The sequence below is a fragment of the Pannonibacter sp. CBAS1226 genome, from assembly GCF_055685825.1.
In genome coordinates this window covers 360,807-378,224 of the sequence record NZ_JBVOUO010000002.1, presented here as the reverse complement: position 1 = coordinate 378,224, position 17,418 = coordinate 360,807, and the positions used below count along the sequence as shown (strand labels likewise).

The 17,418-nt window shown below is 64.3% G+C and carries 15 protein-coding genes and 1 riboswitch; of the genes, 7 read left to right on the top strand and 8 right to left on the bottom strand.

What is annotated here, in order from left to right:
* Positions 1-7: 7 nt before the first annotated feature.
* The 3 genes from AC0CMF_RS08770 to AC0CMF_RS08760 form a co-directional block, all read right to left on the bottom strand.
* Positions 8-1,189, bottom strand: a complete 1,182-nt coding sequence (locus AC0CMF_RS08770) for an aminotransferase (RefSeq protein ID WP_374628564.1) — start codon at positions 1,187-1,189, stop codon at positions 8-10.
* Between the two features lie 184 nt (positions 1,190-1,373).
* Positions 1,374-2,054: an AAA family ATPase gene (locus AC0CMF_RS08765; RefSeq protein WP_374628563.1), complete on the bottom strand. Its 681-nt coding sequence runs from the start codon at positions 2,052-2,054 to the stop codon at positions 1,374-1,376.
* 3 nt (positions 2,055-2,057) lie between these two features.
* On the bottom strand, positions 2,058-2,234 hold the full coding sequence (locus AC0CMF_RS08760) for a hypothetical protein (protein ID WP_163001219.1): 177 nt from the start codon (positions 2,232-2,234) through the stop codon (positions 2,058-2,060).
* Between the two features lie 293 nt (positions 2,235-2,527).
* Here AC0CMF_RS08760 and AC0CMF_RS08755 point away from each other — a divergent pair, with 293 nt between their 5' ends.
* From AC0CMF_RS08755 to AC0CMF_RS08745, 3 genes are all read left to right on the top strand, one after another.
* Positions 2,528-2,926, top strand: a complete 399-nt coding sequence (locus tag AC0CMF_RS08755) for a hypothetical protein (protein ID WP_186392607.1) — start codon at positions 2,528-2,530, stop codon at positions 2,924-2,926.
* Between the two features lie 187 nt (positions 2,927-3,113).
* Positions 3,114-4,946, top strand: coding sequence for an adenylate/guanylate cyclase domain-containing protein (locus AC0CMF_RS08750; RefSeq protein WP_186392520.1), 1,833 nt, complete (start codon positions 3,114-3,116; stop codon positions 4,944-4,946).
* A gap of 69 nt (positions 4,947-5,015) precedes the next feature.
* Complete coding sequence (locus AC0CMF_RS08745) at positions 5,016-6,032, top strand: Ldh family oxidoreductase (RefSeq protein WP_374628561.1); 1,017 nt, start codon at positions 5,016-5,018, stop codon at positions 6,030-6,032.
* A 39-nt stretch (positions 6,033-6,071) separates the two neighbouring features.
* On the opposite strand, the gene AC0CMF_RS08740 is transcribed toward AC0CMF_RS08745, so the two are convergent.
* The 3 genes from AC0CMF_RS08740 to AC0CMF_RS08730 all read right to left on the bottom strand — a co-directional run bounded on the left by AC0CMF_RS08740 (position 6,072) and on the right by AC0CMF_RS08730 (position 9,475).
* Positions 6,072-6,629 carry a GNAT family N-acetyltransferase gene (locus tag AC0CMF_RS08740; protein ID WP_122519565.1) on the bottom strand — a complete coding sequence of 186 codons (558 nt, stop codon included), beginning with the start codon at positions 6,627-6,629 and terminating at the stop codon, positions 6,072-6,074.
* A gap of 13 nt (positions 6,630-6,642) precedes the next feature.
* Positions 6,643-7,773 carry a type III PLP-dependent enzyme gene (locus tag AC0CMF_RS08735; protein WP_058900455.1) on the bottom strand — a complete coding sequence of 377 codons (1,131 nt, stop codon included), beginning with the start codon at positions 7,771-7,773 and terminating at the stop codon, positions 6,643-6,645.
* Between the two features lie 700 nt (positions 7,774-8,473).
* Complete coding sequence (locus AC0CMF_RS08730; protein WP_374628559.1) at positions 8,474-9,475, bottom strand: EF-hand domain-containing protein; 1,002 nt, start codon at positions 9,473-9,475, stop codon at positions 8,474-8,476.
* Between the two features lie 302 nt (positions 9,476-9,777).
* Here AC0CMF_RS08730 and AC0CMF_RS08725 point away from each other — a divergent pair, with 302 nt between their 5' ends.
* From AC0CMF_RS08725 to AC0CMF_RS08710, 4 genes are all read left to right on the top strand, one after another.
* Positions 9,778-10,506, top strand: coding sequence for a response regulator (locus AC0CMF_RS08725; protein ID WP_374628558.1), 729 nt, complete (start codon positions 9,778-9,780; stop codon positions 10,504-10,506).
* Entirely contained in the window at positions 10,503-12,002 is a 1,500-nt protein-coding gene (locus AC0CMF_RS08720; RefSeq protein WP_374628556.1) for an ATP-binding protein, read from the top strand. Before AC0CMF_RS08725 ends, AC0CMF_RS08720 begins: the two co-directional genes overlap by 4 nt.
* A 52-nt stretch (positions 12,003-12,054) precedes the next feature.
* A riboswitch (cobalamin riboswitch) is annotated at positions 12,055-12,264 on the top strand.
* 108 nt (positions 12,265-12,372) lie between these two features.
* Positions 12,373-14,748, top strand: a complete 2,376-nt coding sequence (metE, locus tag AC0CMF_RS08715) for a 5-methyltetrahydropteroyltriglutamate--homocysteine S-methyltransferase (RefSeq protein ID WP_374628555.1) — start codon at positions 12,373-12,375, stop codon at positions 14,746-14,748.
* Positions 14,745-15,569, top strand: coding sequence for an acyl-CoA thioesterase (locus tag AC0CMF_RS08710; RefSeq protein ID WP_374628554.1), 825 nt, complete (start codon positions 14,745-14,747; stop codon positions 15,567-15,569). Before metE ends, AC0CMF_RS08710 begins: the two co-directional genes overlap by 4 nt.
* Positions 15,570-15,624: 55 nt before the next feature.
* Here the strand turns inward: AC0CMF_RS08710 and AC0CMF_RS08705 are convergent, their stop codons facing one another.
* Complete coding sequence (locus AC0CMF_RS08705; RefSeq protein ID WP_374628553.1) at positions 15,625-16,329, bottom strand: pseudouridine synthase; 705 nt, start codon at positions 16,327-16,329, stop codon at positions 15,625-15,627.
* Complete coding sequence (locus AC0CMF_RS08700; RefSeq protein WP_374628552.1) at positions 16,326-17,369, bottom strand: class I SAM-dependent methyltransferase; 1,044 nt, start codon at positions 17,367-17,369, stop codon at positions 16,326-16,328. Before AC0CMF_RS08700 ends, AC0CMF_RS08705 begins: the two co-directional genes overlap by 4 nt.
* Positions 17,370-17,418 lie beyond the last annotated feature (49 nt).

The following is a 17,418-nucleotide window of genomic DNA, read 5'->3' as shown; positions in this document are numbered from 1 at the left end:
CGGCCTGTCAGCCGTTGCTCGCAGCCTTCATCGGCATCAGCCAGGCCCGCAGCCTGTCCAGCGCCTCGCTCAGCACCTCATCACGCTTGCAGAAGCAGAAACGAACATAATTGGGCGGCGCGTCAGTGATGTAGAAGGCAGACACCGGCACTGCCGCAACGCCCGCTTCCGTCACCATGCGGCGGCAGATGTCCACATCCGTGCCCTTGATGCCCAGCGGTGCCACGTCACAGGTGAGAAAATACGTTCCCTCGCAGGACAGAACGCCAAAACCGAGTTCGGACAGACCAGCGGCAAAGAAGTCGCGCTTGGCCTGCAGTTCGGCGGCAAGGCCGGTGAAATAGCTGTCATCCTTCTGCAGCCCATAGGCCACGGCCTTCTGCAGCCCCGGCGGCGTGGTGAAGGTGACATATTGATGCGCCTTGGCGATGGGGTCGAGCAGCTTGGCCGCGCCCGTGACATAGCCCACCTTCCAGCCGGTGAAGGAGAAGGTCTTGCCGGCAGAGCCGATCCGCACCGTGCGCTCGCGCATGCCCGGAAAGCTCATCAGCGGGCGGTGCTTCACCCCGTCGAACAGCAGGTGCTCATAGACCTCGTCGCAGATGGCGAAGACGTCATGCTCCACGCAAAGCTCGGCAATGCGGGCCAGTTCCGCCTCGGTGAACACCTTGCCGGCCGGGTTCATCGGATTGTTGATGAGGATGGCCTTGGTGTTCTCGGTGAAGGCCTTTTCCAGCGCTTCAAGGTCGAGGCTCCAGGTCGGCGGTGTCACCCGCACGCGCACCGGAATGCCGCCCGTGCGCCGCACCATCGGCAGATAGCAATCATAAAGCGGCTCGATCAGGATCACCTCGTCGCCCGGCTCCATCAGTGCCAGCAGGCAGTCCGCAAGCGCTTCCGTCGCGCCGGAGGTGACCATGACCTCGCTCTTCCAGTCCACGTCGAGACCGTAGAAGCGGCTGGCGCTGTCCGCCACCGCCTGCCGCAGTTCCGGCAGGCCCAGCATGGGCGGATACTGGTTGGGGCCGGAAATGAAAGCCTCGGCGGCCACGCGCCGCACATCCTCCGGACCGTCCACATCCGGAAAGCCCTGGCCGAGATTGACCGCCCCATGCTCGTTGGCAAGGCGGGACATGGTCTCGAAAATCGTGGTCTCAAGCCCGGTGAACACCAGGTTTGTCGGCTTCATGGAAAAGCACCTCCTGCCCCGTCCAAAGCATCAGGCCCGGCGGACACATCCGCACAGGCCTCTTGTTGCGGCAGAAGACTCACCCCCTGCCACTTCCCCTCACCTTTACCCCCCACCCCGCCCCCCGCCAAGCGCGAAAGAAGGGCAGGCGCTGACAGGTACCGGCCGGAGCAATTCCCGTAATCTACTCTTCAGCATCCGGTTCAGCGTCGTGAGTGGGGGAATTCTGGACAGGACGGATTGGGCCGGTGGTTTTGAAGCCACCGTCGAGGTGCACCAGAGCATAGGCCTCGCAGACTTTGGCCGAAAACAGACGATGCAGTTCCTTACCCTCATCGATGGCGGATGCCTTGACCTCCCCGGAGCTGATCCGGATCACCTCATGAGGCTGGATCGCGCTGTTGTCGATCAAAAGGACTTCGTCAGCCAACCTTAGAGCTTCCGCCAGATTGTCGAGTGATCGCTTGTAGCGCTCACGGATGACAGTCTCGGGGATGTCATGACCGCCCTTGAGTACACGCTGCCGCACGCGCTCAATATTCGTCTCAACATCATCCAGAGCAACGTAATAGAGGCCAACCAGGAACCCGGCCGCCTTGGCACGTGACATCAGATTGATGGAATGCCGGCTGCTAAGCGTTGCCTCGAAGACAAACGGCTGACGTGCACCCACCAACTCCGAAAGCTGGCGCAGCACAATCTCGGATGCCCGGCGTTCTCTTGACTTGCCGCCGCCGGAGCCGGGCAGCGCACGTGCAATTTCGTCGGCATTAACCCAAACACCATCCAGATTCAGCTTTGCAAACGCTGATGTTTTACCCGAACCATTCGGGCCGCCGAGGATGATACAGGAAGGCTGCGGCAAGCTTTACCGCCTTATGGCCGCAGGAGTGCGTTCTTCCTTATCGTGTTCTGCACAATCCTTGGCCTCATTCTCGAGATCCTTGGCAGAGACTGGCAGCCCCAAACGGCGGCTCTCGGCGATCGCTTCCCGGCCGATCTGCATCAGGGCTTTCTTGTTCTCATCGAACTTCTTCAACAGCATCTTCGATCTCCTGATGCCTGCAATATAGTGCTTTCCGGACCAAGCAGCAAATGCTGAGGGCGCTGCCGCACGGGCGCCCGCAATGCCCCGGAGGCCGGGAACCGCGATGGCGCGCTAAACCCTATCACTGCCATTGAGGCGGCCGTCTGCGGGGAAGGATTCCTGCCCTCTGTGATTGCCATCACTTCGCCGCGATCCGGGTTCAGATAATTTGAGCTTGGTCCGGAGCCCCTGTTTCGCCCTCTTGAGAATGGGCGCGAGGCGGTGGGGCCGGTTCCTTCGGAGACGAAGTCATGATGACTGTATCGAACATGAATTTCGCGGCTCTAGCCCGCAAAGCCGGCGCCACCGCGCTGGCGCTGGTGATGGCCGGTGCGCTGACGCTGGGCGCCGCCACGGGCTCTGCCGAAGCGCGGGATGGGCGCAACGGCGCGCTGGCAGCTGGTGCTGTCGTCGGCCTTGCCGCTGGCGCCCTTTTGGGAACGGCCATGGCCAACAGCGGCCCGGACTATATCGACGCTCCTCCGGCCTATTACGCCCCGCCGCCCCCGCCGCCGGTCGTCTATGGTGGTCCGGTCTATTACGCGCCGCCGCCGCCCCCGCCGGTCCGCTGCTACCTGAGCCCGGTGCAGCGCTGGGATGGCTATATCGGCCAGTATGTTGTCGTCGGCCATCAGGAAGTCTGCAACTGATCTGTTGCTGCCCTGACGCGATGGTTTTGCCCCCGCCGGTTCGCCCGGCGGGGTTTTTCTTTGTGCTGTCTTGCCACTTTCCGGGGCAAACGGACAGAGGCCGCCAATGCGGGTTAGGATGAGCCTTCAGCGAATCTGTGCGGATCAGCCCTGCCGCCGGATGAAACGACAAGGCCAGCGACAGCCCATGCCCTTTACCCTGCGCCTCACGCCCACGCTCGCCACCGTGATCGGCACCTTCGTCTTTCTCACCACCGCTTCCGTCCTCTATGTGGAAAGCACGGCCTCCCGGCGGATCGTGGCCGGGCTCGGCAGCCGGCTCGTCGATCTTGGCATGGATGCCTATGAGCAGAAATTCGAAAGCAAGATCAACGTCCTGCGCAATCAGGCAGGGTTCATAGCCGCCGCCTTCGCGCGCGGCGCCTCGCCCATCGCGCTGGATGAGGATGTGGCGCGCCTTGCCTTTGGCGGGCTGGCCGCCGCGCCGGAGGGCACCCGCATCACCGTTGCCCGTGCAGCGCAGGGCGATGCGCTGGAAGTCGGCCAGATGCCCGGCGGCGGCATGATGCTGCGCCGGATCCCGCACACGGAGGATGCGGCGCTGACAACCCGCCTCACAGAGGCGGAGACCGCAGATGTCCCCTTCTGGCTGCCGCCGGACTACGATGCGCAGCGCCAGGAAACGCTGCTCTCCTACGTGGTTCCGGTCAGGCGGGAAGGCACCTATCTGGGCTACACCGCCGTCTCCATCCCCTCCTCCGGCCTGTCCCGCATTGCGCAAACCCTGTCTGACGAGACTTTGAAGGTGTTTCTTCTTTACGGAGAGGCCGACATTCTCGCCCACCCGGATCTCGACCCGCTGGATGCCACCCTGTCCGAAGAAAATGACCTTGTGGACATAGAGGACGCGCCCGACCCGCTGCTCGCCCGCCTTGCCAGCCTCAAGCCCGTTGATCCGCTCCGGTTCGACCTCAATGAAGCCCATGCCATGTTTGAGGGCGAGACGGAGGAGCATGGCCGCTACTATGTGGTGCTGGAGCGCACGGCGACGAAATTCGGCGAGCTGCCAGTCATCACCGGGGCGATCATGCCTGCCTCCGTTCTGGAACAGCCGCTGGAGGAGCTTTACGTCTCCATTCTCATTGCCCTGGCCATTCTGGCCGCAGCCCTTGCGGGCAGCGCCGTCATGGCCTACCGCATCGCCCAGCCCATCCGCCGGGCAGCGGCAGGCGCGCGGGCCATCGCGCGGCTGGATATTGCCGGGCTGAAGCCCCTGCCCTCCAGCCGCATCGAGGAACTGAAGGATCTGGCCAGCGGCTTCAACGCCATGACGACGGCGCTGACCGCCTTCGTGCGCTACGTGCCGCGCAGCCTCGTTCTCAAGCTGCTGCGTGAAGGCAGCGGCAGCGCCGCTCCGCAGGAACGCCAGGTGGCCGTGCTCTTCACCGATGTGGTGGGCTTTACCAGCATCTGTGAAGGCATGGACGCACGGGAGACGGCGGATTTCGTCAATCACCACCTCACGCTCATCGGCAGCGTCGTCGAGCGCCACGGCGGCACCATCGACAAATATATCGGCGACAGCGTCATGGCCTTCTGGGGCGCGCCCGATCACATGGACAATCCCGCGGCAGCTGCTGCAGCCGCAGCACTCGATATCGAACGGGCGCTCAAGGCCGACAATGCCGTCAGGCGCGAACAAGGCCTTGCCCCCGTGCGCATCCGGGCAGGCCTTCATGTGGGGCCCCTGATCGTCGGGGACATCGGCGCACCGGGCCGGGTGAACTACACGGTCATTGGGGATACGGTGAACATCGCCGCAAGACTGGAGAGGCTCGGCCACACGGCAGAGCCCGGCGCGGAAGCCATCATCCTTGCCTCCGCCGAGGTAGCCGGCGCCCTTGCCGCACAGCAAGGCTCCGCCCGCCCCGTCGTCACACCGCTCGGCGAGCAGACCGTCAAGGGCAAGACCCAGCCGGTAACGGTGGTGAGGCTGTCGCTGCCGGGGGAGGAAACCTGACGCCACGTTTGTCCGGATGAGCTCCGGCATGCTAGGCAGACATATCAGACACCCTGCCGCGAGCCCGCCATGTCCGCCACCGAGACACTTACCCTTGCCGAAGCTCATGAACTGGCCGTTGCAGCCCTTGTGGCCAGCAATACGGCACCGGATGTGGCTGAAAGCGTTGCGCAGGCGCTGGTGGCCGCAGAGGCAGATGGCCAGAGCGGGCACGGCCTGTCGCGGGTTCCCTCCTATGCAGGGCAAGCGCGCAGCGGCAAGGTGAACGGACATGCGGTGCCGAAGCTGGAGGATGTGACGCCGGCCCTCTTCAGGGTGGATGCCTGCGACGGCTTTGCCTATCCCGCCTTTGACATGGTCATCCAGCATCTGCCGGAGCGTGCGCACAAGCTGGGCATCGCCATGGCGGCCGTGCGCCGCTCGCATCACTTCGGCCAGGCCGGGGCGCATTGCGAAAAGCTGGCAGAACATGGGCTGGCAGCCTTCGTCTATGGCAACGCGCCGAAATCCATCGCGCCCTGGGGCGGACGGACACCGCTGTTCGGCACCAACCCGATTGCCTTCGCTGCCCCCGCAGACAAGGGCCGCGCGCCGCTTATCATCGATCTGGCTGTCTCGCGCGTCGCCAAGGGCAAGATCATGGCAGCGGAAAAGGCAGGCAAATCCATTCCCGAAGGCTGGGCGCTTGATCCCGACGGCAATCCGACGACCGATGCCAGCGCAGCCATGGCCGGAACCATGATCCCGATCGGCGAGGCCAAGGGCGCGGCATTGGCGATGATGGTGGAAGTGATGTCCGCCGCCATGGTGGGCGCCAGCCTGGCCTTTGAGGCACCCAGCCTGTTCACGTCCGAGGGGCCGGTGCTCAATCTCGGCCAGACGATCATTGCCATTGACCCGGAGCTGGTGTCCGGCGGCCTGTTTGGCGAAAGAATGGATACCCTGCTGGATACGGTGGCGGCTGAAGACGGCGCACGCCTGCCCGGCTCCCGCCGCCTCGCTGCCCGGCAGAAAGCCACCGCCGAAGGTCTGTCAATCCCGGTTCCGATTCTGGACGAAATCCGGCAGATCATCGCAGTTGCATGAGCCCTGCGCCATCGCAGGCACAGGGCTCATGCATTTGGTTCAGGCCGCGCGGGAGGTGACGCTGCGCAGTCCGGTGAAAGGCATCATCTGCGCATAGACCGGATCTTCCGCACCGCTTGCCTCGACGAGGCCACAGGCTCCGGCGAGTGCGCCTTCCTTCAGCTCGAGGCCGAGGAAGCGCTGACGCTCCACCGGTCCCGGCAGATCAAGGCCAAGCGTCAGGTCCGGCGAAAAGCCGAACCTTGCATAATAGGCATGATCGCCCACCAGCATGACGCCGCCAAAGCCGGCAATGGCGGCCTGATTGAGCGCGGCACGCATCAGACGCGCGCCAAGCCCTTCGCTGCGGCAGGTGGCCTCCACCGCAAGCGGTCCGAGCAGCAGCAAGCCCTGGCCGCCTTCGGCCGTGACATGCCACAGGCGCAGGGTGCCCACGAGCACACCAAGGTCATCCAGCGCGGTCAGGGCGATGGCGGGCACGCGGCCTTCGCGCAGGCGTTCGGAGGTTTTCTGATGCCGGTCCGGACCAAACGCCCGGTCGAGCAGCAGCTCGCGGGCGCCGGTGTGCTCCGGCGCCTCGTCCAGGATTTCGATCATCTCACCTGATCCTTCAGATCACGTAGGATGCGAGAGCGGCGAAGCCGTTGAAGCCGACCGTGGAATAGGTCGTCGTATAGGCACCGCAGGACTCGATCAGCACCTTGTCACCGATCGACAGGGAGACCGGCAGCTCGTAGGGCGTCTTTTCGTAAAGAACGTCCACGCTGTCGCAGGTCGGGCCAGCCAGCACGCAGGGCGCGGTGGCATCGCCATCCTTCGGCGTGCGGATCGGGTAACGGATCGCCTCGTCCATGGTCTCGGCGAGGCCATGGAACTTGCCGATGTCCAGATAGACCCAGCGCACGGTGTCGTCAGCCGACTTGCGGGAAATCAGCACGACTTCCGCTTCGATCAGGCCGGCATCGCCCACCATGCCACGGCCCGGCTCGATGATCGTCTGCGGCAGGTTGTTGCCGAAGTGATCGGTCAGAGCCTGGAAAATGGCATTGCCATAGGCCGGAACGCCCGGGACATCCTTGAGGTAACGGGCCGGGAAGCCACCGCCCATGTTGACCATCTTCAGCGGGATGCCGCGGGTGGCGCATTCACGGAACACACCGGCAGCCGTTGCCAGCGCGCTGTCCCATGCACCCAGGTTTGCCTGCTGCGAGCCGACGTGGAAGGAGACACCATAGGCGGTGAGGCCGCCGCGGTGCGCAGCTTCCAGCACGTCCGGAGCCATTTCCGGAGCGCAGCCGAACTTGCGCGACAGCGGCCATTCGGCACCTGCGCCATCGCACAGGATGCGGCAGAACACGCGCACGCCCGGTGCGGCACGGACGATCTTCTCGACTTCGGCTTCGCAGTCGACGGCATAGAGGCGCACGCCCAGCTCAAAGGCGCGGGCGATGTCGCGCTCCTTCTTGATGGTGTTGCCATAGGAAATGCGGTCGGCGCTGGCACCGGCGGCCAGAGCCATTTCGATTTCGCCGACGGAGGCGCAATCGAAGGAAGAGCCGAGTTCAGCCAGCAGGCTGAGGATCTCGGGGGCCGGGTTAGCCTTTACCGCATAGAAGACGGAGGTGTCGGGCAGCGAACGGGCAAAGGCCTCGTAGTTCGACCGCACAACGTCAAGGTCGACAACAACGCAAGGACCATCTTCGGTGCGCTGGCGGAGGAATTCACGGATGCGATCGGTCATCGGGGTTCTCCCGTTCATCAAGTCTTGGCGCGAGGTCGTCCGTCCGCTCGCCGCGGAGCCCTCCGGTATGGACAGGGAGGCTCGGCAAGAGGTGACGATCGGTCGAGCGCACAGCGGGGGCTGCACACTGTCCCTTTATGGGATGCCTTGGCTTGGAACGGGGATCGCTCCGCACGGCCGGCAATGAAGTAACAAGTGCCTCTTCAGTAACCCCGGGATGTGGAAACCCGGCAGAGACCAAAAAAGCCCTCTTACGTCGTTGCTTTAAGCCGTCCGGTTTTGTCAGACCCCAAGAGTCGTAGTGGGGCTTGTCTGACTGCCACTGGAATTCATGGACGACCACGGGCACGTGCGAATTTGGGCAAGGGTTATTTGCGCTCATTCGCTGTCATGTTCAAGGGATTTTTTGAATGAGGCGCAGATTTTTTTCGTGAAGCCGGAAGCCTGGAAAAGACAAGGTAAACGCCGGATTTTCGCCACTTTTTTAGACGTGCAAACATCGCGCGCAGAAGCCCGCCGCGCAGCGGCCGCAGATGGGGCAACGGCATGCCGTCCCAGCAGCAATCAGATGCTTTTCTTCATAAGCACGAAGGGCCGCACTGGGGCGGCCCTTCGGCTGAGATCTGCCCGCCGTTCGGGGGGCGAAGCTTGGCGGCTTTTGACGGACAGATCTGATTCTGTTCAGGTTTGCGCCTGCAGATCAGCCCTGGCGGCCCTGCGGGCCCTTGCCCTTGTCGCCACCTTGGCGATCACCGTGGCGCTCACCATGCGGGCCCTTGCGGCCTTCCTTGCCACCCTTGCGGAAGTCGGCCTTGGTCAGCACACCATCTCCGTTACGGTCCATGCGGGCCACAAGATCAGCAGTCCGTGCCGCGTTTTCTTCGGCGGTGATGGCAAGGTCGCCGTCCGTGTCGAGCCGCTGGAACATACGCACCAGGCGCGGCTCGGCCATGCTGGCGAACAGCGCATCAAAGCCCTGCAGGTCGAAGCTGCCGGCATTGCCCGTGTCAGCAAGGGCAAAGAGCTGGCCGCGCACCTCGTCGAATTCAGCGCGTGTCACCGTGCCGTCGCCGTTCACATCGAAGCGCTCGAACATCTCCATCATCATCATGCCGTGACGGCCATGCGGACCCTGGGGGCCATGGCCCATCTTCCAGCCCTCACGATCCTTCCCTTCAGGGCCCCTGCCTTCCGGTCCCTTACCTTCCGGACCCTTGCCACCAGGGCCACGTGCCTCGGCACCACGGCCTTCAGGGCCGCGCGGCGGCACCGGCATCGCCTTCAGTTCCCCGTCACCATCCCGGTCGAGCCGGGCGAACATGCGGTCAGAGATCCGGTCGAACTCGGCGCGGGTGACCTTGCCGTCGCCATCGCGGTCCAGCCGCTGGAAGGCACGCACCTTCATCGGCTGCATTTGAGCAAAGCGGTAAGCCTTGAATTCTTCCAGAGTGACGCGCCCGTCCTTGTCGGCGTCAGCGGCTGCGAAGCGCTCCGCGACAACGGCGTTCACTTCATCCTGGGTGACGGCGCCGTCCTTGTTCTGATCGAACATTTCGATCATCCGTCCGCCGTGGCGGCCGCCTTCGCGGTCCATGCCGCCCCAGCCTTTGGGCCCGAAGCTGTCAGCCAGCGCGATCCCGGCCACAGAGGTGGCAAGCGCGGCAGCAAGCGTGCCAATGGCGATGGTCTTGAGTGCGGTCATCAATCTTCTCCTTTTCCGGCCTATCCGGATGTCTGCAGCGGCAAGGCGTACCTTGCGGTCTGTGCCTGGCGGTCTTTGGCGAAACCGCCGTGCCGTCCTGCGATGACCTGAACATAGGCGAAGGATCCGCGCCGGATTAGGGCGGGCAGGAGGCCCAAGTGTCGTGACCTGTGACAGGTCTGGCCTCCTGCGACAGACTGTTACACTTTCCCCTGCCCCGGCGCGGAAAATGGCGCTACCTAGAAGATGAAGGACGGCGGCATCAGCCCGCCGGCAGAGAACAGTGAACCGGAATCAGCGTGATGAGTGACCCAAGCCCCCATATTCTTGTGGTCGACGACCACCGTGATATCCGGGAAACGCTGGCCCGCTATCTGGTGAAGAACGGCTACCGGGCCACCGCTGCCGAAAGTGCAGCTTCTGCCCGCAAGGCGCTGAAGGCGGCCGTCATCGATCTGGTCGTGCTGGATGTGATGATGCCCGGTGAAGATGGTCTCAGCCTCTGCCGCAGCCTGGTTGATTCAGATGGCCCGCCCATCATCCTGCTCACCGCCATGGCGGAGGACACCGACCGGATCATCGGCCTGGAGATCGGCGCGGATGATTATGTCACCAAGCCTTTCAACCCGCGCGAGCTGCTGGCCCGCATCAAGGCCGTCCTGCGCCGCACCGCCAGCGTGCCCAAGCCCCGCGATCCGATCACGCAGGAGCGCCTCGTCTTTGAAGGCTTCACCGTGGATACGGCGCGGCGTGAGCTCTTTGACCCGCAAGGTGCGCCCATCGCGCTGTCCAGCGGCGAATTCCAGCTGCTGCTCGCCTTCCTCAAGCGGCCGCGCATGGTGCTGACCCGTGACCAGCTGATGGACCTGACGAGCGGGCGCACGCCCGGTGTCTTCGACCGGTCGATCGACAATCAGGTCAGCCGCCTGCGCCGCAAGATCGAGGAGGACCCGAAGGAGCCGCGCATCATCAAGACCGTCTGGGGCGGCGGCTACATGTTCACCGCTGCCGTGGAGGAGCTTGACGCATGACCGCGCCCGCCTTCTTCCGCAAATCCGCCGCCTTTCTCCGGCGCCTGTGGCCGCGCAGCCTTGGCGGCCAGCTCATCGCGCTGCTCCTGATCGCCCTCATCGGCAGTCAGGCGGTTTCCATCTGGCTCTTTGCCGGGGAGCGGCGGCTTGCGGTCTATGAGGCGATCGGCGACGGGGTGATTGTCCGCACCGCCTCTCTGGTGCCGCTGCTGGAGACCTCCGGCGAAGCGACCCGCACCCAGCTGCTGCAGGCCACCAGCTCTGCCATCACCCGCTTCTGGCTGGACCAGAAGCCCTCGGTGGCCAACGTGCCTCAGTCCGGCGCGGAGCGGCGGCTTGCCGCAGCACTGGCCGACGAGCTCGGACAGGACCCCGGCATCCGTGCCTCGCTCAGCGCAGCGGGCAAAGGCCCGGAAAGAGGCGCTGAAAGAGGCTCCAGCAGGCCGCCGCGCGAAGAACGGAAGAAGCGCGAAGAGGCAGGCGATACCAATCTTGAAAAGCTGGAGGAGCGGGAGCGCCGCCGCGAGGAGCGGCAGCGCCACCGGCTGATTGCGATCGAGTTTTCCGTGCCTCTCGCCGATGGGCAATGGCTGAACGTGGTGACCAGCCAGCGCCCGCCGCCACCCGGCGCCTTCTACACGCTGGTCCTGCAGATGGGCCTGATGGCGCTGGCCATCATCGCCATCGTTGCCTTCACCATCCGGCAGGTCTCCCGCCCTCTGCGCCAGCTGGCCGATGCGGCAGACCGGCTGGGCCGGGGCGAAGACGTGCCGCCGGTGCCGGAGGCAGGCCCGCGCGAATTGCGCAGCACCATCTCCGCCTTCAACGCCATGCAGAACCGGCTGAGCCGCTTCGTGGCAGACCGCACGCGCATGCTGGCCGCCATCAGCCACGACCTGCGCACCCCCATCACCTCCCTGCGCCTCAGGGCCGAGTTCATCGACGATGACGAGAACCGGGAGAAGATGATCGCCACGCTGGATGAAATGGCCGCAATGACGGAAGCCACTCTCGCTTTCGCCCGGGACGAAGCCGTCAGCGAGCCGCGTGAAGCCGTGGACCTTGTCGCCGTTCTGGAAAGCCTTGCAGGTGACCAGTCCGACATGGGCCACGATGTGCGCCTGATGGCACCCGGGACAGATGCGGAGACAGCGCCTGTCACCCTGCCCTGCCGCCCGATGGCGCTGAAGCGTGCCCTGCGCAACCTGATCGAAAACGCCGTCCGCTACGGCGGCGTGGCCCGCATTTCGCTGGAGACGGGCCAGCGTGAAGTCATCATCCGCGTGGAAGATGACGGCCCCGGCATTCCGGAAGACCGGATGGGCGATGTGTTCGAGCCCTTCGTCCGGCTGGAGACATCCCGCAGCGGCGAAACGGGCGGCATCGGCCTCGGCCTTGCCATCGCCCGTTCCCTCATCCACGCCCACGGCGGCACCATCACCCTCACCAACCGCTCCGAAGGCGGCCTCACCGCCACGGTGACGCTGCCGCTCTGATGAGTTCGATATAAAGATATCTTTATATCATTGACATGCGCAAATATTGCGGCAACACTGCCTTCATCGTGGTTCTGCGGATCAATGATCCGGAGCTAAGAGGGAATCCGGTGCGGTGCAGAGATGCGCCCATGCCGGAGCTGCCCCCGCAACTGTAAGCAGCGAGCAGCCATTCACCATGTCACTGGGGAAGACGCCCCGGGAAGACGGATGGCCGTGATGACCTGCAAGCCAGGAGACCTGCCACGGTAGATAACGTTCTCGGGCGGGGTGTCCCGGTGTGCGCCTGTTCCGCCCGGCACACGCATGCGCGTGCTCAGGCTGTCTTGCGTCATGCCCATACCTTGCCCGCAACCTTCGGGGTAAGGAAATGAGCATGCAGACCGCAAACCTCGGTTTTCCGAGAATTGGCAGACAGCGCGAACTCAAGTTTGCTCTGGAAGACTTCTGGTCAGGCAAATCTGACGAGGCCACCCTGCAGGCCAAGGCCCGCGCCTTGCGCGCGGCCCACTGGCAGCATCAGCGGGAGGCGGGAATAAACATCATCCCGTCCAACGATTTCTCGCTCTACGACCATGTCCTTGATCTGGCGGTGATGACCGGGGCAATCCCGGATGGCTATGGCTGGACCGGCGGACCGGTCTCCATTGCCACCCTCTTCGCCCTTGCCAGAGGCTCTGCCGGCACTGGCAGCCACCTCTGCAACTGCAACGGCCAGTCTCCTGATGGGGCAGAGACAAAGCCTGCGCTGGAAATGACCAAATGGTTCGACACCAATTACCATTATCTGGTGCCGGAACTGCACGCAGGGCAAACATTCAGCCTGACCGGCAACAAGCCGCTGGAGCATTTCCGGGAAGCCGCCGCTCTGGGAATTCATACCCGGCCCGTCATTCTGGGGCCGGTGACCTTCCTGACGCTTGCCAAGACGCGGGACGGATCAGCCTCTCTCGCGCTGCTGGATAAGCTGCTGCCGGTCTATGGCCAGATCCTCAAGGAGCTGAAGGCGGCAGGCGCAGACTGGGTGCAGATGGATGAGCCCTGCCTTGTGACCAGCCTTTCCACCATCGAGAAGGAAGCGCTGGTGCAGGCGTACCGGTACTTCGCCGCAGAGGTTCCCGGCCTCTCTCTGATGCTGGCCACCTATTTCGGCGGACTTGAGGACAACCTCGAAACGGCCCTTTCCCTGCCCGTTGCCGGACTGCATGTGGATCTTGTCCGCGCACCGCAGACCCTTGCCCCCTTGCTGGCCAATGCGCCGGAGCATTTGCGCCTGTCACTGGGCATCATCGACGGGCGCAATGTGTGGCGTGCGGATCTCGCCCGATGCCTCGACCGCATCAGCACGGCAGCCACCTGGCCAGGCGGCATCGAAATCGCACCATCCTGCTCCCTGCTGCATGTGCCGGTGGATCTCGCGCTTGAAACGGACCTCGATCAGGAGCTTGCATCCTGGCTCGCCTTTGCCACGCAGAAGCTGGGCGAGCTTGCAGCCTTGCGGAATGCTCTCGCAGCCCGGGCCAGCGGCAGCAGCCAGCTTAACGGCGGCACGCAGGCGGCCTTTGACACGGCGGCTGCAGCCCTTGCAACGCGCAGCAGGTCCCACAGGGTCAGCGACCCATCCGTGCAGGCAAGAGTGCAGGCCCTCGGCACGGGGCAGCATCTACGCGGTGCGCCTTTTGCCTTGCGGCAGGTGCTGCAGCGCACCCGCAATCCGCTACCGCTCTTTCCAACCACCACGATCGGTTCGTTCCCGCAGACGGCAGATGTACGAAAGGCCCGCGCCCTGAATGGGCGCGGCAAGCTGACGGATGAGGATTACACAGCCTTCCTCAAGCGCGAGACCGCCGCAGCCATCCGCTGGCAGGAGGAAATCGGCCTTGATGTGCTGGTTCATGGCGAGTTCGAGCGCAACGATATGGTGCAGTATTTCGGCGAGCAGCTGAAGGGCTTTGCCTTCACCCGTAATGCCTGGGTGCAGAGCTATGGCTCCCGCTGCGTGCGCCCGCCCATCATCTATGGCGATGTCTCCCGGCCCGCTCCCATGACGGTGGACTGGTGGCGCTTCGCCCAGTCCCAGACAGGCAAGCCGGTCAAAGGCATGCTGACCGGTCCGGTGACCATTCTGAACTGGTCCTTCGTGCGCGACGACCTGCCACGCGAAACGGTCTGCCGGCAGATCGCCCTGGCCATCCGGGATGAAGTGTCGGACCTTGAGACGGCGGGTGCCTCGATGATCCAGATCGACGAGGCCGCCCTGCGGGAAGGCCTGCCGCTGCGCCGCAGGGACTGGGATCACTATCTCGACTGGGCCATCCGCTGCTTCCGCATCTGCTGCAGCGAGACGGGCGATTCGACCCAGATCCATACCCATATGTGCTACTCGGAGTTCAATGGCATCCTTCCCGCCATCATCGCCATGGATGCGGATGTCATCTCCATCGAGGCCTCCCGCTCGCGGATGGAACTGCTGGATGCCCTGACATCACAGGGCTACCCGAATGAGATCGGTCCCGGCATCTATGACATTCACTCGCCCCGCATTCCCGGCATCGGCGAGATCGAAACCCTTCTGACCCTCGCGCACCAGCGGTTGCGCGACGGCCAGCTCTGGGTCAATCCGGATTGCGGGCTGAAGACGCGCAAGTGGGATGAGGTGCGCCCGGCCCTGATCAACATGGTTGAGGCAGCCCGTGCCCTGCGCCGTGCCGCAAATGCCCGCACACAAGGCGGAGACGCAGCATGACGGCCACAGCCATTTTACCGCAGGAAGGACTGGCGCACGCGCCAGCCCCGATCGCCACTCTGCTGGAGATCGTCTTTCCGGGCGACACCAACCACCATGGCACACTCTTCGGCGGTGCCGGTCTGGCCTATATGGACCGGATCGCCTTCATCGCAGCCAGCCGTCACGGCCGTGTGCCTTTCGTCACGGCCTCCTGCGAAAATGTGGATTTTCGCAAGCCCGCGCATGTGGGCGAGATCGTCTCCTTTGACGCTTCCATCCGTGAGGTGCGGCGCCGGTCGCTGACTGTGGAAGTGAAGATGGCTGCCCAGACCATTCTGGGCGGCGAACGTCATCTCTGCACGGCGGGTGTGTTCCACATGGTTGCCATGCCCGGTGAAGGAAAGACTGCCGGCTGGAGCCTTCCGCCCCTGACGGAAGAGGCTGCCCCTGCCAGGCCTGACGAACTGTGCATGGCGGACATTGTCTTTGCAGATCAGGTCAATGGCAATGGTGCCCTGTTCGGAGGCCACGCCCTTGCCTTCATGACCAAGGCAGCCTTCATCACCGCCTCGCGGCTCAGCGGCAGGCTCACAGTGCTGGCAGCAACAAGGCAGATCGACTTCCACCATCCCGTTGCCCTCGGGGCAATCGTGGAGGCTGTGGCGCGGATAGCTTCCGTCGGACGGTCCTCGATTCATGTCGAGGTGGATCTGTGGTCCGAAGGCCTGCTGACGGGAAAGAGGCAACTGGCCGCGAAAGGGCAGTTCGTCATGGTCGCAGTGGATGCCTCACACCGGCCGGTGGCTGCGCGGCAGAAGCCAAGCGCACCCGAAAGCTGACGGAACGGGGCCCCTTTAAGGGTGCGGCAGGCAGATCTGTTCTGCCGCACGTCCCTCAAACCGTTCCGAACACCTTGTCCACGTCAGTGGCATCCAGCAGGCGCCACTTGCCTTCTTCGACGCCGTCCAGCGGCAAATTGCCGATGCGGATGCGGGAGAGGGTGTTCACGTGGTTGCCGGTGGCGGCGAACATGCGGCGGACCTGGTGGTAACGGCCCTCATGCAGCGTCAGCCGCACCTTTTGCGGGGTCAGGACTTCCAGTTCGGCAGGCTTCAGCGGCTTGTCCTCGCTCTCCAGCATCATCGTGCCGGAGGCAAAAAGTTCAGCCTCATTGCCCTGCAAGGGCCTGTCCAGCTCTGCCTCATAGACCTTCGGCACCTCGGCCTTGGGCGAGATGATCTTGTGCAGCAAGGTGCCGTCATCGGTGAAGAGCAGCGCGCCGGTTGTCTCGCGGTCGAGGCGGCCAACGGTGGACAGCACCGGCTTGCGGTAGCGGAACCGGTCCGGCAGCAGGTCATAGACAAGGCGCCCCTGATCCTTGGTCGAGCAGGTGTAGCCCACCGGCTTGTTGAGCAGAAGGATCATGCCCTGCGGCGGATCCAGAGGCTCATCATCAAACAGGATGTCCTCATGAGCGGTTTTGGAATCGGCCTTGAGCCGCTGCCCGGCCCGGTCGGTCACCCAGCCGTTGCGAATGGCGATCTGCACTTCCTTGCGGGTGCCGTAGCCGAGGTTGGCGAGAAGCTTGACCAGTCTCATCGGCCGCGCGCCTTGCGTGCGTGGATCACCTTGTAGCCGCCCTCGTCCGCCACCATGATCGCCTCGGCAAAGACTTCATTGATGACGCCCTCGTAGGGAAGATGCCGGTTGGCGACGAGCCACAGATGCCCGCCCGGCTTCAGGGACCGCGCAGCCGCCCGCACGAAACCCTGGCCGATATCCGTCCGTCCGGCCTTGCCGGTCTGGTGGAACGGCGGATTGGTGACGATGAAGTCATAGGTCTTGTTCAGCCCCTTGGTCACGTCCACCCAGTGGAAACCGAGACGGCGGCCGGTGGCCAGTGGCGTCACATTCTCCCGCGCCAGATCCAGCGCCCGCTGTTCGGCCTCGTAAAGGTCGAGCCCGGTCACCTTGGCACAGCGCTTGAGAACCTCGGTGGAGAGATAGCCGAAGCCCGCCCCCAGATCCGCGCCTTCGCCGGAGAGGCTCGACGGCAGATTGGCCGCCAGCAGCGCGGAAGCGGCATCAATGTGATCCCAGGCGAAAACACCCGGACGGCTGAGGAACTGCCCGTCAAGGATCGGGCGCACCGCATCCAGTTCCACCCATTCGGCCACCAGCGCGCCGTTGACGCGGGCCTCGTCCTTGATGGTCCAGGCAACGCGGCACTTGGCCTTGGAGAGTTTGCCGTCCAGTCCGGCAAGGCTTTCGAGATCGCCTTCCAGCGCCTTGCCGCCCTCCGCATTGGTGGCACAGACCACGATCAGCCCGCCCGGCGCTGTGCGGCGCACGGCATCGGCCAGCAGGGCACGGGCTTCCTGCTTCTGGCGCGGCGGCAGCACCAGCACCAGCGGATAGCCCTCGCCCTCCGCCTGATGCAGCACCGTGTGGCCCAGTGCGGCCAGCGCATCCCGGTCGGGCGCAAAGCTCTGCACCGGCACCAGCGCGCCCTCGGGCAGCTCCTTCAGGTCCGCGCCCGCGCGGGCACGCAGAAACAGGATGCTGCCCCGCGCTTTGGGCAGGTCCAGCGTGCCGTTCAGAAAGGGAAGGAGGAGCGTTTCAAGGACAGGATCGGACATGGCGGCGCTTTCAATGCAGGCGGGCGGCAGTTCTGCACTGCCGCCCGGC

Bases quoted from the DNA above. Each gene is read 5' to 3' on its own strand.
- AC0CMF_RS08745 (WP_374628561.1), top strand. From the start codon at position 5,016: ATGTCCGCCACCGAGACACTTACCCTTGCCGAAGCTCATGAACTGGCC.
- AC0CMF_RS08770 (WP_374628564.1), bottom strand. From the start codon at position 1,189: ATGAAGCCGACAAACCTGGTGTTCACCGGGCTTGAGACCACGATTTTC.
- AC0CMF_RS08760 (WP_163001219.1), bottom strand. From the start codon at position 2,234: ATGCTGTTGAAGAAGTTCGATGAGAACAAGAAAGCCCTGATGCAGATC.
- AC0CMF_RS08705 (WP_374628553.1), bottom strand. From the start codon at position 16,329: ATGAGACTGGTCAAGCTTCTCGCCAACCTCGGCTACGGCACCCGCAAG.
- AC0CMF_RS08730 (WP_374628559.1), bottom strand. From the start codon at position 9,475: ATGACCGCACTCAAGACCATCGCCATTGGCACGCTTGCTGCCGCGCTT.
- AC0CMF_RS08725 (WP_374628558.1), top strand. From the start codon at position 9,778: ATGAGTGACCCAAGCCCCCATATTCTTGTGGTCGACGACCACCGTGAT.
- metE (WP_374628555.1), top strand. From the start codon at position 12,373: ATGAGCATGCAGACCGCAAACCTCGGTTTTCCGAGAATTGGCAGACAG.
- AC0CMF_RS08720 (WP_374628556.1), top strand. From the start codon at position 10,503: ATGACCGCGCCCGCCTTCTTCCGCAAATCCGCCGCCTTTCTCCGGCGC.
- AC0CMF_RS08735 (WP_058900455.1), bottom strand. From the start codon at position 7,773: ATGACCGATCGCATCCGTGAATTCCTCCGCCAGCGCACCGAAGATGGT.
- AC0CMF_RS08750 (WP_186392520.1), top strand. From the start codon at position 3,114: ATGCCCTTTACCCTGCGCCTCACGCCCACGCTCGCCACCGTGATCGGC.
- AC0CMF_RS08755 (WP_186392607.1), top strand. From the start codon at position 2,528: ATGATGACTGTATCGAACATGAATTTCGCGGCTCTAGCCCGCAAAGCC.
- AC0CMF_RS08700 (WP_374628552.1), bottom strand. From the start codon at position 17,369: ATGTCCGATCCTGTCCTTGAAACGCTCCTCCTTCCCTTTCTGAACGGC.
- AC0CMF_RS08710 (WP_374628554.1), top strand. From the start codon at position 14,745: ATGACGGCCACAGCCATTTTACCGCAGGAAGGACTGGCGCACGCGCCA.
- AC0CMF_RS08740 (WP_122519565.1), bottom strand. From the start codon at position 6,629: ATGATCGAAATCCTGGACGAGGCGCCGGAGCACACCGGCGCCCGCGAG.